Raw genomic sequence first — 14,138 nt, 5'->3', positions numbered from 1 at the left:
GCTGAATAGTTAAGCTCAGTTTATTGCAGGTGAAAAATCCGGGTGGTGCGGCAAATAGAATCTATTAATAGTTAAAGGGTGCAGCTATGAGTATTTTTAAAAAACTATATACAGCAGATTCGGAACTCAAAAGTATTGGAATTAGAGTTGAAGAGTCTTATCGCAAAGCAGAGCGAACTAAGTCCGTTAGCAAGGGCAAAATCATTCTAGTGCTCGAAACCTTTTTAGATCTTTATAATTCTATCAGTAGCAGTGGTCACGATCGTTACTTTATTGGTAATCTTATAGGGACTGGACGTATCGAGGGTACTAGTGACGAAGTTTTTGGTACAGTGGAAAATGCAGTTCAAAGAACTAAAAGCTTTATTGAGCATTCGGAGTATATTTATGCATCGCAGTGTTCATTTTACTCAAGAAATTTAAAGGTAATTCTTGAGCAAGGATCGTTTCGTAAAAACCCACAAGAAATTATTGGTGATCGTAGGCAGAAATTACAAGAAATTTCACTTGGAAGTATAAACTAGATTTTATAAATTATTTTTCTGGGTTAAGTAAGTCAATGGTGTGGGGTTGTTTTGAGTGTTGGTTGCTGAATTGGTGCATTGGCGTTATTTGTTGTTTGCAGAATGATTGTAATTTCTAATGTCTCATTATGACGTCGCGTTGCCACATGAGGAGCCCTGCCTGTCGTTGATTCAGTACATGCTAAACATGACAAGCCAGAACGCAAAAGGCCAGCCCCTGAGGGCTGGCCTTTTTGCTGCGTGCCGCGCTGATTCAGCTCACCGCGAGAGTGAGAGCCAGCGTTGCAAAGCTTGAATCAACCGGCAGTGGTGGCGGCTTCGCTGACGGTGCGGCGGGCGGCCTTGGCGGTGACGCGCTCCGGCTCTGACTTGCCGATTTCGCGGGCGAGCCAGTCGGCGAGCATGCGCACACGGGTCGGGATCGGGCCACGCGGCAGCAGCATGCCGATCTCGACCGGCGGGATCTCGCTGCATTCCAGACGCTTGAAGGACTGGCCGTTGCGCTCGCTGAGGGTGTTGACCCAGTCGGTCGGCAGCACGGCGCGAATCAGGCCATCGGCCACGTAGTCGGTGAGGACTTCGAGGTCATCGGACTGGATGTGATTCGGGCGCGGGTCTTCCGGGTGACGCGAGAGGGAGGTGCCGGACACCAGCGGTTCCAGCTCGCCCCACGGCAGTTCTTCCGGGTTCTCGACGTGAGAGGCCGCGTAGGCCGCCTGATGCCAGTGGGTCAGCGGGCGGAAGACGTGGGTGCTGCCGGCCAGATGCGGGAAGCCGATCACCAGGTGCGGCTGATTCTCGAGAATCTCGCGACCGTTGTGCCACAGCTTCAGCTTGATATCGACGCCTTCGTGTTCCGACAGGAAGCTGGTCAGCGCGTGACCCAGGAAGTGACGACCCAGCGACGGCGTGGCGTGGATACGGATGGTACCGGTGAGGTCTGACTGGCGGTCTTCGATGGCGCGGTGCGCTTCATCATCGAGATTGGCCATCGAGCGTGCGTAACGGTAAAGGGTCTCGCCGGCTTCTGACAGGCGAATGCCACGATGACCACGCTCGACCAGGCGAGTGCCGAAACGGCCCTCAAGGGCGTCGAGGCGACGGCTGACGGTGGACTTGGGCAGGCGCAGACGTTCTGCTGCGCGGGACAGGCTGCCGAGGTCTGCGACCATCAGGAAGGTGTTGTAGGCGTCGATATCGCTCATCGAATAGGTCCGGTTGTTCAGAGGGTCGGGGTGTGCCGTCAGGGAAACACCCACCTTGTTCGGGCCAAACGGGCCCGTTGCAGCGCCAGTCGCTGCACAACGGATTGCCTGTCGATGACCGTGCCCCTCAGGCCGCAGGGGGATGCCCCGGGCAAAGACGCGCTCATCGATCAACAACCGTCACTGCCAGCCGAGCACCTCAGCGCGCGGCGACAGGTCTTGCATCTGCTGCAGATATCCTCAGGGCGAAGCCATGACAGGGCACTGCCTTGGCGTGACAGCAAGCGCCCTTAATCTGAGCACGCTAACTATATCACTCTGCTCGTAGTGTTGCATCTAAAGTCGCATGCATTGCGCAAATCCGATCTCCGCAGGATGAAACTCTGCCGTGAAGCGAGAAATTTGCGTGGGCCAGGCACTTGTCGAGGCATGTCGGCTAAGACGTCAGTGGCTGGCGATGGTTCCGTATCTGATGACAGACAGGTGATAAAAAAGTGAATTTGGTGGCTGCATGGGTGAAAAAGTGTGCAAATCGGGCCGTTTTTGGCAGTTGAGGCACAATCTGGCGCTGTGAGTGATGAGAAATGACGCGGCCTGATTGCAGAAGTTGCAGAGCGGCGTTGCAGGAAGTGTTGATGACGCAAATGTGCAAACGCGTGCATTATCTCGTTCGCAAAGAGAATCATTATTATTATTAATATTGGGAACCCTCCGCTCATGACCGATCGCCTCTCTCCGTGCGTGGCAGCCAGCGCTTCCCGCGCCACTGCATTCACTCCGCGTCCGCTGGTGGCAGCCATTGCGCTGCTGTGTGCCAGTACTGCCAATGCAGAGACGCTGCAGATGGACACGCTGCAGATCGAGGACGATCGCCTCAACGCGACCGCGGTCATCGATAGCGAAGAGATCGCGCTGCATCAGGCGCATGATCTCAAGGATGTCTTCCGTGATACGCCGTCCGTCACCGTCGGCGGCACCACCGCCTCATCCGAGATGATCTACGTGCGCGGTCTGGAAGACACCAACCTCAACATCAGCGTCGATGGTGCCAGCCAGAACGGCTATCTGTTCCACCACAGCTCCAGCTTCAACATCGAGCCGGAGCTGCTCAAGCGCGCTGAAGTCCAGGCCGGACCGGGCGCCGCGGACAACGGCCCCAACGCCCTGGGCGGCAGCATCAAGTTCGTCACCAAGGATGCCCAGGACCTGCTCGAGCCGGGTGAGACCTTCGGCGGCATGGTCAAGGGCAGCACCGAGTCCGCGGCAGATGCCGTCAAGGGCACGCTGTCCGTCTACGGTGAAGTCGCGCCGAACGCGGGCCTGCTGTTCTCGACCAGCGCACGCAACAGCGATGACTACCGCACCGGCGGCGGTGATGAAGAGGAAGGTACCGGCGGCCATCAGCGCAGCTACTTCGGCAAGTTCAGCCTGCTCGACCAGGGCGCGCACAGCCTGCGCATCAGTGCCGAGCACAACGAGGACAGCGGCATCTACTGCACGCGTCCCAACATGGAATGTCAGCTGTTCAACAACGAGAAGGTCGACACCGAGCTGAGCCGCGACACCTATACCGCCAACTATGACTATGAGCCGGGCTCGCGTCTGGTGGACGTGCACACCAACGTCTTCCACACCAAGACCGAGCTGGACCGCACCACCGTCTCCACCGGCGCTGAGCTGAACGCCGATGTCGAGAGCTACGGCGGTGATCTGAACAACACCTTCCGTTTCGGCCCCGAGGACATGAACAACCGTCTGACGCTGGGTAGCGATTATGTCTACGACGAATCCAGCACCGGCAGCTTCGACGAGAAGGCCCGTAACCTCGCGCTCTACGCCCAGCACCGCATGACGCTCGGCGCGGTGGACCTGTCCTTCGGCGCGCGTGTCGATGACTACAAGACCGAATACGCCAATGGCGAGACGCTGGATGACACCGATGTCAGCCCGAACGCGAGCCTCAACTGGCGCGTCGGCGGCGGTGTCGAGCTGTTCACCGGCTACTCCACGGCAGTACGCGGCAACAAGGGGCGTGAAGCCATCCTGGCCGACGATGGCGTCGGTGTCGGCGAGACGCTGACCGTCGAGCCGGGTCTCGAGGCCGAGACTTCGCGCAGCACCGAAGTCGGCGCGCGCTGGAAGGGCAATGACCTCCTCACCCAGCGTGACCGCGCTGGCCTGGAAGTCACCTACTTCGATACCCACTTCGACAACTACATCACCGATGAGACCGTCGGCAGCGAAACCACCATCTACAACATGGAAGGCATCGTCACCAGCAAGGGTGTCGAGGCGCGTGCCACCTACGGCATCGGCGGCTGGGACATGACGCTGGGCTACCTGACCATGGACCTGGAAGACAACCAGGGCGAGACCGTGGTCGACGACATGGGCCTGGGCAACCAGACCGGTGATCGCTGGAGCCTGGACAACCGCTACACCTTCGTTGACCCGCAGATGACGATCGGCTGGACCGTGACCGCCTACGAGCGCCTCACCGACCTGCCGGATGATCAGAGCGAGCGCGCCGGTTACGCCACGCACGATGTCTACGCCAGCTGGGTGCCGCGTGACATGCAGGACCTGACCCTGACGGCCGGTATCTACAACCTGTTCGACAAGGAATATACCGACCAGAACACCTACTTCCTGGAACCCAACGATCGTCGCGGCATCACGACGGGCGCCATCACCAGCCCGGGGCGTGACGTGCGTCTGTCAGTGGCGTACCGCTTCTGATCAGAAGGCTCTGAGCCCGCAAGTTCGCACCTGACAGGGTTTCATCGCCAGCGATCGTGATCCAGGCTCGCAACGCAGGATGCTTCACTGGCAAGACCCTCGCAGCGCCATCGTGTTCTTCACGGTGGCGCTGTTTTGTTTGCGGGGCGCACAGAAGGGGGCTGCCAGCTCCTGCTGAGTGCTGCCTGCGTCTCGCGGCCACGCTGTGCTATCGATTCATCGGACCAGGCCCGCCTGCTGACTGCGTCCCGCGGCCACGCTGTGCTAGCGATTCATCGCACCAGGCCCGCCTGCGTCCCGCAGGCGGGCTGTGCTATCGATTCATCGGACCAGGCCCGCCTGCGTCCCGCAGGCGGGCTGTGCTACCATCGCGACCAAATGTCGGAGAGCGTCTGCGCGACTCTTCGCACTGCACTCACGTTCCCGCCACTGGCGGGTGATCGTTCGAATAAGGAAGGATGCATGGCGCTTCTGAAGATTTTTGTCGGCACGATGTATGGCGGTTCACTGGATGTGGCCGAGCAGGTTCAGCCGTTGTTCGAGCAGGCCGGCTATACGGTCGAGGTGCTCGACCAGCCGACACTGGCCGACCTGACTGACGCGCGCCCTGATCTGGCGCTGTTCGTCACCTCCACCACCGGCAGTGGCGATGTGCCGGGCAATCTGACCGGCTTCCTCAATGCGCTGTCTGCTGAGTCCCCGGCGCTGGATTGGCTGCGTTATGGCCTGATCGCCCTGGGCGACAGCTCCTACGGCGAGACCTACTGTGGCGCGGGGCGTCATCTGGATGAGCGCCTGGCCGACCTGGGCGCCACGCGCCACGGCGAGCGCCTCGAGATCGACGCCATGGAAACCTTCATGGCCGACGACGCGGCGCTGCCGTGGGTCGAGAGCTGGATTCCGACCCTGCCGGCCACGGCCTGATCCTGCGGCGGTGGGCTGACCCGCCGCCTGCCTCTTCTGTTGTCCGTTCTTTCATCGAGACTGCTTCACATGCCGAAACTGAATCCTGATCATCCGCGTGCCCGCAACCTGACGCCGCAGCGCGTCTCCGTGCTGGCGGGTCTGGCGGTGGTAATGGTCGCCAATATTCCGCGTTTCCTGATCAGCGGCGAGAATACGCGTCTGATGCTGATCGTCGGCTTTGCCGTCGCCGTCAGCGCGCTGGGTATCTACATCTATCGCCAGCTGTCAGAGACCGCCAAGGCCAAGGTGCCGACGATGATGCGTCGTCTGCTGGTCTGGCTGGTGGTGGGGCTGGCGGCGATGGCGGCGTTCAACTTTGCCGCGCCGATGCTCAACCGCCCTCAGGAAGGTGCGCTTGAGGTGCTGGTCGATGGCCTGACGCTGGGTCTGCTGGCGCATGTGATCAGCATGTGGATGCAGCGCCGTCGTGATGAGGAAGGCTGAGCCTCGGTTCTTGAGGTCCTGTCAGCAAGATCTTCCCTATAAACAAGAACGCCCCGATCAGCGATGATCGGGGCGTTCTTGTGATGGCGCTCATGTGCTGGCTGATGAGGTGACGACACGCCTCAGCGTGTCATCACCGGGCCAGTTACTTGCACAGGGTGTAGCAGGGCACGTAATCGCTGCCCGGCAGCTTCATGCGGCCCTGGGCGACGAAGGAGGTGAGCAGGGCGTCGAGACGCTCCATCAGCTCGGCTTCGGCGGTCAGGCGGAAGGGGCCGTCGCGCTCGATCTCCTCGATGCCTTCCTTCTTGACGTTGCCGGCGACGATGCCCGAGAAGGCACGACGCAGGTTGGCCGCCAGTTCATGCACCGGCTGGTTGCGGTGCAGCGCCAGGCCCGACATGTTGGCATGGGTCGGCGCGAAGGGCTGCTGGAAGTGCGGGGCGATATGCAGGCGCCAGTTGTAGTAGAAGGCATCCTGATGCTGGCGACGGAATTCCGCCACCTCGTCGATGCCACCGCGCATGGTGCGTGCCACCTCGACCGGGTTGTCGATGATGATGGTGTAGCGCGAGCGCGCTTCCTCGCCCAGGGTGTAGGCGATGAACTCGTCGATCTGCTTGAAGTACTCGGCGCTGGACGCCGGGCCGGTGAAGATGACCGGGAACGGCAGCTCGCTGTTTTCCGGGTGCAGCAGAATGCCGAGCAGATAGAGAATCTCTTCGGCGGTGCCCACGCCGCCCGGGAAGACGATGATGCCATGTGCGGTACGCACGAAGGCTTCAAGGCGCTTCTCGATGTCCGGCATGATGATCAGTTCATTGACGATCGGGTTGGGCGATTCGGCGGCGATGATGCCCGGCTCCGAGATGCCCAGATAGCGGCCTTCGGTGCGACGCTGCTTGGCGTGCGCGACGTTGGCGCCCTTCATCGGGCCCTTCATGGCGCCCGGGCCACACCCGGTGCAGATGTCGAGGTCACGCAGGCCGAGGTGGTAACCCACGTCCTTGGTGTACTCGTATTCCTCGCGGTTGATGGAGTGACCGCCCCAGCAGGTGACCAGACTCGGCTCACGCGAGGACTTCAGCGCCCCGGCGTTGCGCAGGATATGGAACACCGCATTGGTGGTGCCTTCGGTGGTCGTGAGATCGAAACGCGGGGTGTTCTGGATCTCGTTGGCCACATAGACGATGTCACGCAACACGCTGGAGAGATGCTCGCGAATGCCGCGGATCATCTTGCCGTCGACGAAGGCATCGCCGGGCGCATTGTCGAGCTTGAGGCGAATGCCGCGGTCCTGCTGCAGCACCTCGATCTCGAAATTCTTGTGTGCGTTGAGCACCGCGACGCTGTCATCGGTCTGGCTGCCGCAGTTGAGCACGGCCAGCGCACAGCGGCGCAGGATGTCATGCAAGCCGTTGGAGGAGGTATCGCGCAGGCGATTGACCTCATCCTGGGAGAGCACTTCCAGGCTGCCTTCCGGCGAGATGATGGTCGAGACCAGCATGGAGCTGGCATCACGTGAATAGGTCGTCGCTTCGCTGGTGACAGAATTCATGACTGTCTTCCTTGTGTCAGGCGCCCACGGTGGTCTGGGCGCGTTTCCGGGCTTCTGCCCAGAGTTCAGCAATGCGCTCGCGGTCGTCCACGCTCATGCTGTCCTGGGCAAAGGCGTGCTGCATCCACTCTTCAAAGGTGGCGTCAAAGTCTTCCGCGACCACATCCTCGGGATCGTAATCGGCGTTTTCCAGCACCAGTTCCACCTGGGGAATCATGTACCCCAGCGGGAACAGGTCATTTTCGGCACAGTCGCTTTCCATGGCGAGCAGCGCCTTGTGAATGGCTTCGCCGCGTGCAGCCAGAGCATCAGACATCTAGAGCATCTCGTGTTTCGGGCCAGTCCGAAGATTGGCCAGGACAGGGGTAAAGCGCCGGGCCCTGGCGCGTCGCCGTGGCGTTGAACACGGCAGACGCAGCCAAGGTGGCAGCTGGCATTGTCCATGATGCTAACACGCGAGAGTGGCGGGGCGCAGCGCTGCGCATGGCGGCCAGCTCTGGTAGAATCATGTGCTTTGCGGGTCGGTGGCACCTGTGCAGACATGGCAGTTGCGTCATGCAGGTCGTCGCCGGCAACACGATGCGCCGAGTCGCGTCCCCCGTTCGTGAGTGGTCAGTGCCTTCATGTTCAACGCCCAGTATTTTCGTACCTTCATCACACTGGTGGAGACCGGCAGCTTTACCCATACCGCGCGCAAGCTGGAGATGACCCAGCCCGGCGTCAGCCAGCATATTCGCAAGCTGGAGCAGTATCTGGGCCGCTCGCTGCTCAATCGCCAAGGACGCAAGTTCTCGCTGACCGCAGCGGGGCGTCGCTGCTATGACTACTCCATCAAGCTGTTCGCCGAGCACACCCAGTTCATGCACTCGCTGGATGATGACTCCCCGGACAGCGGCGAATGTCGCGTGGCCAGTCCCTCAAGCGTCGGGCTGATGTTCTACCCGTTCACGCTGGGCTATCAGCAGCAGCACCCGGGGCTGACGGTCAGCTACAGCTTCGCCTTCAATTCCGAGATCGTGCAGGACGTGCTGGCGGGTCGTTTCGACCTGGGCATCGTCACCGAGCCGGTCAAGCATCCGGACCTGAACTTCGAGCTGTGGCATCAGGAGCCGCTGTGCCTGGTGGTGCCCGCCGACTTCGCCGGCAACAGCCTCAACGAGCTGATGGCGCTGGGCTTCATGAATTACGCCGATGGCGTCAACAATGCCAGTGCCTTGTTGCGTGAGAACTTCGCCGGTGAATTCCGCTCCATGAGCCACTTCCCGCAGCAGGGCTTCACCAACGATATCGGCATGGTGCTGGACGCCGTGGCGCGGGGTCTTGGCTTCACCGTCGTCTCGCGCACGGTGCTGGAGACCTCGCCGTGGCAACGTCAGGTGCGCGAGATGCCGCTGACCGAAGCCGTCTACGAGAACCTCTACATCGTCACACGTGACAATGCCGAGGTGCCGCGCCGCTACGAGCAGCTGCTGGGCGAATTCCGCCTGCAGCGTCGCAACACGCTCTACGGCTACGCCGATGCGCCGGAAAGCTTCGACAACATGGACTTCGACAGCATGGTGTAACGCCTCGCGTCATCATCTGCGCCTCCCGAAAGCCCGCTCTTCATGAGCGGGCTTTTTCGTGTCTCGCCGCCGCCATCTGCGCCGCGCGAGGCGTCGCCCTTTGTGCACCGCCTGGTTCCAGCCGCTGCCGCCGCCTTGCGACCAAGGCCTGATGCGGGGGCGGCGTACTGCGTGGGATGCTGAAAGCCAGCGCCAGGTGATTACAGACCTGTTTATTACAGGCCTGTTTATTACAACCCTGGCTATTTCAGGCTTGGCTATGCTGGGTCTGGTCAGCGTCTTGCCAGCGCCTTGTTTGCTCATTTCGTGGTGTCTTGCCCATCAGGAGGTTCTGCCGTCGTGTCTTCATCCGGTTCTCGCTCCAGTGTCACGCCTCATGCCCAGGCGGTCTCCGCAGAGCATGCGTCAGCCTCCACAGCTTCCGAGGCATCAGCCGCGCCTGCCGCAGCAGTTGCATCAAGCGAGGTCTTCTCGTTGCTGGCGCGCATGGAGGTCGGCGAGCTGACCCCGGAGCAGCACGCCGAGGTCGCACGTCGCTGCCGCTGGCCTGACTGGCAGTCGCGCCAGATGAGCGCCAGCCAGGCCGCCGAATTGATTCACGATGGCATGACGGTGGGCATGAGTGGCTTCACGCGGGCGGGGGAGGCCAAGGCTCTGCCGCTGGCGCTGGTCGAGAAGGCGCGCCGCGAGCCGTTCTCCATCACGCTGATGACCGGTGCCTCGCTGGGCAATGACCTCGACGGCCAGATGGCGGATGCCCACATGCTGGCGCGACGCATGCCGTTTCAGGTCGACCCGGTGCTGCGGCGTGCCATCAATGCCGGCGAAGTCATGTTCATGGACCAGCACCTGTCCGAGACGGTGGAGCTGCTGCGCAATCATCAGCTGAGCGACATGAATGTCGCGGTGATCGAGGCCAGCGCCATCACCGCCGATGGCGGCATCGTGCCGACCACCTCGGTGGGCAACTCGGCCAGCTATGCGATTCTCGCCGACAAGGTGATCATCGAGCTCAATCTCGAGTCGCCGGCGGCGCTTGAAGGGCTGCACGACATCTACATCCCGCAGATGCGCCCCAGCCGGCAGCCGATTCCAGTGATCGCGCCGGACTCGCGCATCGGCACGCCGTATATCCCGATGGATCCCGCCAGAATCGCCGCCATCGTGCTGACCCGCGGCAGTGACAGCCCCTCGACCTGCACGCCGCCGGATGAGGGCACCCAGCGCATGGCGGGCCATCTGGTCGAACTGCTCAAGCAGGAAGTCGCTCTGGGGCGTCTGACACCGGCATTGCTGCCGCTGCAGGCGGGCATCGGCAGCATGGCCAACGCGGTGATGAGTGGTCTCAAGGAAGGGCCCTTCGAGCACCTGACCATGTACTCGGAGGTGCTGCAGGATTCCACCTTCGATCTGCTGGATGCCGGCAAGCTCGATTTCGCCTCCGGCTCCTCCATCACGGTCACCGAGGAGCGTGGCCGCACGCTGTGGAAGGACCTCGAGCGCTATCGTGACCGCCTGATCCTGCGCCCGCAGGAGCTGTCCAATCATCCGGGCATCGTGCGGCGCCTCGGCGTGATCGCGGTCAATACGGCGCTGGAATTCGATATCTACGGCAACGTCAATTCCACCCATGTCTGCGGCACGCGGATGATGAATGGTATCGGCGGTTCCGGCGATTTCGCGCGCAATGCCCAGCTGTCGGTGTTCATCACCAAGTCACTGGCCAAGGGCGGTGATATCTCGAGCGTGGTGCCGTTCGCCAGCCACGTGGACCACACCGAGCACGATGTCGATATCCTGGTCACCGAGCATGGGCTGGCGGATCTGCGCGGTCTGGCGCCACGCGAGCGGGCGGTGCAGGTGATCGAGAACTGCTCGGACCCAAGCTATCGCCCTGCACTGCGCGCCTACTTCGAGGAGGCGTGCCAGCGTGGCGGCCATACGCCACATTGTCTGGAGCAGGCGCTGAGCTGGCATCGCGAGGTAGAGGTGAAGGGGCATATGCGCGCCATGCGCACGGCACCCGAGTCAAGTCTTGAAGAGGCGGCCCCGTCGCTGCCGGACGCCACTGCCTGATCGCACATCAGGCAGGGCGCTCTCAGGCAGGGTGTTTGGGAGAAACAACCAGGACGAGCGCTGGCAGGCGGCCTACTGATCGAGGCCGTTTTCCAGGCGCTCGTCTTCGCATTCGGGGCTACCCATCTCGTAATCGCGGCACAGCTGCGGGCGGCGGTCGTAGATGGTGCACATCAGCGTCTCGCGGTCGACGGCGGCACACCAGCCATCGTCGAGGCGGCGCATGACTTCGCCGCCCCATTCATCCTCGTCGATCAGGTAGTCCGGCACGCCGGTATCGGTGAGCAGGATGACCTCAAGCCGGCAGCAGCAGGCCTGGCAGTTGCTGCAGGCGATCTCGTGCTTGGCAGGTGTCGCAGCGCCGGCAGTGGCCGGCGAGACGTCGGTAATCGGAATATTCATCGGGTCAGGGTCAGCCACAGTGAGTCAGGCGCCAACATCGGCACGCTTCAGCCGGCAGTGAAACACACTCACGCACGGATTACTTGTAGACCTTGTCGATGCCTTCCCAGTAAGTCTCGGGATCACGATCGCGCGTCATGTCATACAGCTGATAGCGGCGGTTGAGGCGTGCGCCACCATCACGGGTCAGCGGTGCCCAGGCAAAGCCGGTGCTGCCCTTGCTGGAGGTGGTGAAGAAGGCATCCAGCGGGATGCTGACGTAGAGCCCCTTGTCGAAGCTACCCTCGCCGTAGTCATCGCCGGCATCGGTCAGGGTCGCCCAGGCGCCGACGCTGACCCCGTTGGAGAAGCTGCGCGACAGGTCCAGCGTCGCGCCGACATCACCGGCCAGATAGCGCCCCACTGAGCCCTTGACCAGCACATCGTGCCAGCCGGACTGCCAGTAGGCGGTGGCGTGACCGGTGGTGACCGAGTAGTCACGCAGACCGAATTGCTGGTCGAACTCGCGCTGGCGGACGCGGTTGATGTCCAGCCCCAGCGCCAGCGAGCTGTTCATCGGGCGATAGAGCAGTTCGGCACCGACCCCGGCATACATCATCTCGAGAATGCCGCCGTAGGCCTGGGCGTACCAGTCACGCCCGAATTGATGGGTGCGGTTGTACTGCAGGCTGGTGATGCCCAGGTCGGTTTCCTTGATGTATTCCCCGACGTAGGTACGCACGCGCGGTAGCTCGGAATCGGCGATGTACTCGTAGCTGTCGAAGTTGTCGGCGAGCTGATAGGTCGCCACGCCGGTGAACCAGCCATTGCGGTCGGTACGCCACAGGGCGTCCAGCTGCAGGTTGAGCTGATAGAGGTAGCCGTCGGGGCCGCCGAAGTTCTGCTTGAGGCTCGGCGAGAAGCCCCAGCTGAAGCCGAACGGCTCGCGTGCCAGCTTGACGCCATCCCCTGTCGCCTGGCGTGCCGCGTCATCGGCGCTATCGGGCGAGATGTTCTTAGGCGAGGCAGCATGGGCGGTGATGGAGTGCTCGTATTCGGCGCCGAAGCGACGGTCATTGGCGGCGGCCACGAAGGGTTGGCGCGGATGCTCATCTTCGCGCAGCGCCAGACCATTGCTGCTCAGACGATAGCGGAAGGTGGTGATCTCGGCGGGCAGGCGGTTGTGCAGCACGCGGTTGGCGCGGCCTTCGGCCTGCAGGTCATCACGGAAGCGCGTCGCCTCGGCCTCGACGATCAGGGTGTCGCCCTCGACCCGCAGCTGTGACACCTCAAGTCCGCTCTGGGCACGCAGGGTATCGGCCAGCGCGTCCCAGTCGACGTCGGCAAGACGCGGGAGATCTTCTGCCTGCGGGCCATCAGTCGCGCCCGGCTCGAGCGGGGAGTCTGCGGGCGCGCCGCCGAACGAGTCGAGTGTCAGCAGACGGCCTTGTTGATCAGTGGAGGGCTCTTGACCTACTGACGGCTCTTCATGGGCTGAGGGCTCTTCATGGGCCGACGGCTCTGCCGCCACGCCTGCCGGTTGGGCGGCGCTGGCGGCGCTGGCGGAGGGCGCTGTGCCCGAGGAGGCGTTCGCGTTGAGCGAGCGCACGCGGAAGGCTTCCGGTGTCTGGTCGTTGCGATAACGGCTGTGGGTGCTGGGGGCGACCGCTTCCGGCGTGCCGTCGTCCTTGGCCTGGGCGAGCCCGGCCAGATTGGTCGACAGCGACAGCCCGAGCATGGCGGTGTTGCCTCGCTCCCAGCCGCCATGCAGCGACAGGTTGTCATTGACCTTGACGGTCGCGCCCAGGTTGACCGGCGAGTCCTGTTCGATCTCCACCGTCAGTGGCTCGTCGGAGTAGTCGTTGCCTTCGTATTCCAGCATCAGGGTCAGCGGGTCCCAGGGCGTCTGGTATTCGATGCCGCCGAAGACGGCCGGGCTGCCGCTGAACATGCTGCCGAGCTGGAAGTCGCCGCCGTCATCGCTGGTCGAGTCGCTGCGCGTCTCGAGGCTGCTTCTCACCACTGCCAGCGGATTGCTGAAGTCGCCGCGCGTGCCCAGATAGCCCCAGCCGAGGCCCAGGCTGAAGTCGAGGTCGCCGTAGCGCTTGCTGGCGACCAGATACTCGGAGCTGAACAGGCCCGTACCGCCGAGATCTCGCAGGCCCACCGCGACTTCGGGCTGATAGCGGCCTTCCTGCAGCAGGCGGAACTTGGTGTCGAAGGATTTATCCAGGTAGTCGCGTTCCGGGGCGGCCGCGCCATAGCTGACGGTTTCCACCGAGACATAGCGAAAGCCCAGTTCCATCCAGTTGAAGGGCGCCGCATTGACGCTGAAACGCTTGTAGGGCTGGGTGCGGCTGTAGGTGAAGCTCAATTCGCCCTGGGGCGCAAAACGTGCCGTGGGCGTCTGCATCAGACCCACGCCACCGAAGTCGCTCTGGGATTCGCCGGTCGCCGCATGGGCGATCTGCGCGCCCAGCAATCCGCCCGCCATGCCGAGTGCCAGCCAGCCATTGCGTGCCAGGGCAGGGCGCTGCTCGGGGCGTGAGTGCGTAACGTGATTGGCAGGGCGAAAAGGACTCGACATGGGCGTCTCGCATGCACGCAAGCCAGGGGCTCACGTACGTGAATAAGGGATTGGGTTCGCGGTCAGGCGCAGTGTGCTGCGCCGGGGCAGCCT

General features: G+C 62.3%; 11 protein-coding genes. 6 read left to right on the top strand and 5 right to left on the bottom strand.

The window, feature by feature from the left end; translation table 11 throughout:
- The first annotated feature begins 86 nt into the window (after positions 1-86).
- Complete coding sequence (locus CLAM6_RS11810) at positions 87-524, top strand: hypothetical protein (protein ID WP_153636214.1); 438 nt, start codon at positions 87-89, stop codon at positions 522-524.
- Positions 525-820: 296 nt separating this feature from the next.
- Here CLAM6_RS11810 and CLAM6_RS11805 read toward each other — a convergent pair whose 3' ends face one another.
- On the bottom strand, positions 821-1,729 hold the full coding sequence (locus CLAM6_RS11805; protein ID WP_043334115.1) for a LysR family transcriptional regulator: 909 nt from the start codon (positions 1,727-1,729) through the stop codon (positions 821-823).
- Between the two features lie 717 nt (positions 1,730-2,446).
- Here CLAM6_RS11805 and CLAM6_RS11800 point away from each other — a divergent pair.
- The 3 genes from CLAM6_RS11800 (at position 2,447) to CLAM6_RS11790 (ending at position 5,878) form a co-directional block, all read left to right on the top strand.
- Positions 2,447-4,468, top strand: coding sequence for a TonB-dependent receptor domain-containing protein (locus CLAM6_RS11800; protein ID WP_153636213.1), 2,022 nt, complete (start codon positions 2,447-2,449; stop codon positions 4,466-4,468).
- 462 nt (positions 4,469-4,930) lie between these two features.
- Positions 4,931-5,392: a flavodoxin domain-containing protein gene (locus tag CLAM6_RS11795; protein WP_043334117.1), complete on the top strand. Its 462-nt coding sequence runs from the start codon at positions 4,931-4,933 to the stop codon at positions 5,390-5,392.
- Positions 5,393-5,461: 69 nt separating this feature from the next.
- On the top strand, positions 5,462-5,878 hold the full coding sequence (locus CLAM6_RS11790) for a hypothetical protein (RefSeq protein ID WP_153636212.1): 417 nt from the start codon (positions 5,462-5,464) through the stop codon (positions 5,876-5,878).
- Positions 5,879-6,023: 145 nt separating this feature from the next.
- Here CLAM6_RS11790 and ppnN read toward each other — a convergent pair whose 3' ends face one another.
- Entirely contained in the window at positions 6,024-7,436 is a 1,413-nt protein-coding gene (gene ppnN, locus CLAM6_RS11785; RefSeq protein ID WP_277876238.1) for a nucleotide 5'-monophosphate nucleosidase PpnN, read from the bottom strand.
- A 16-nt stretch (positions 7,437-7,452) separates the two neighbouring features.
- The gene (locus CLAM6_RS11780; protein WP_043334118.1) at positions 7,453-7,752 is read right to left on the bottom strand and encodes a hypothetical protein; all 300 of its coding nucleotides are present in this window, start codon (positions 7,750-7,752) and stop codon (positions 7,453-7,455) included.
- Between the two features lie 307 nt (positions 7,753-8,059).
- On the opposite strand from CLAM6_RS11780, the gene CLAM6_RS11775 reads away from it, so the two are divergent.
- Both CLAM6_RS11775 and CLAM6_RS11770 read left to right on the top strand, forming a co-directional pair.
- The gene (locus CLAM6_RS11775) at positions 8,060-9,001 is read left to right on the top strand and encodes a LysR family transcriptional regulator (protein WP_043334148.1); all 942 of its coding nucleotides are present in this window, start codon (positions 8,060-8,062) and stop codon (positions 8,999-9,001) included.
- Between the two features lie 339 nt (positions 9,002-9,340).
- Positions 9,341-11,077 (top strand): acetyl-CoA hydrolase/transferase family protein, encoded by a 1,737-nt coding sequence (locus tag CLAM6_RS11770; RefSeq protein WP_242007664.1) that lies wholly within the window; start codon positions 9,341-9,343, stop codon positions 11,075-11,077.
- A 72-nt stretch (positions 11,078-11,149) separates the two neighbouring features.
- Here the strand turns inward: CLAM6_RS11770 and CLAM6_RS11765 are convergent, their stop codons facing one another.
- Together CLAM6_RS11765 and CLAM6_RS11760 are read right to left on the bottom strand one after the other, a co-directional pair.
- The gene (locus CLAM6_RS11765; RefSeq protein ID WP_153636211.1) at positions 11,150-11,479 is read right to left on the bottom strand and encodes a YkgJ family cysteine cluster protein; all 330 of its coding nucleotides are present in this window, start codon (positions 11,477-11,479) and stop codon (positions 11,150-11,152) included.
- A gap of 79 nt (positions 11,480-11,558) precedes the next feature.
- Positions 11,559-14,045: a YjbH domain-containing protein gene (locus CLAM6_RS11760; RefSeq protein ID WP_153636210.1), complete on the bottom strand. Its 2,487-nt coding sequence runs from the start codon at positions 14,043-14,045 to the stop codon at positions 11,559-11,561.
- Positions 14,046-14,138: the final 93 nt, after the last annotated feature.

This window comes from Cobetia sp. AM6 (genome assembly GCF_009617955.1).
GTDB classification, from domain to species: domain Bacteria; phylum Pseudomonadota; class Gammaproteobacteria; order Pseudomonadales; family Halomonadaceae; genus Cobetia; species Cobetia amphilecti.
This window is presented reverse-complemented; position numbering and strand designations above follow the sequence as displayed.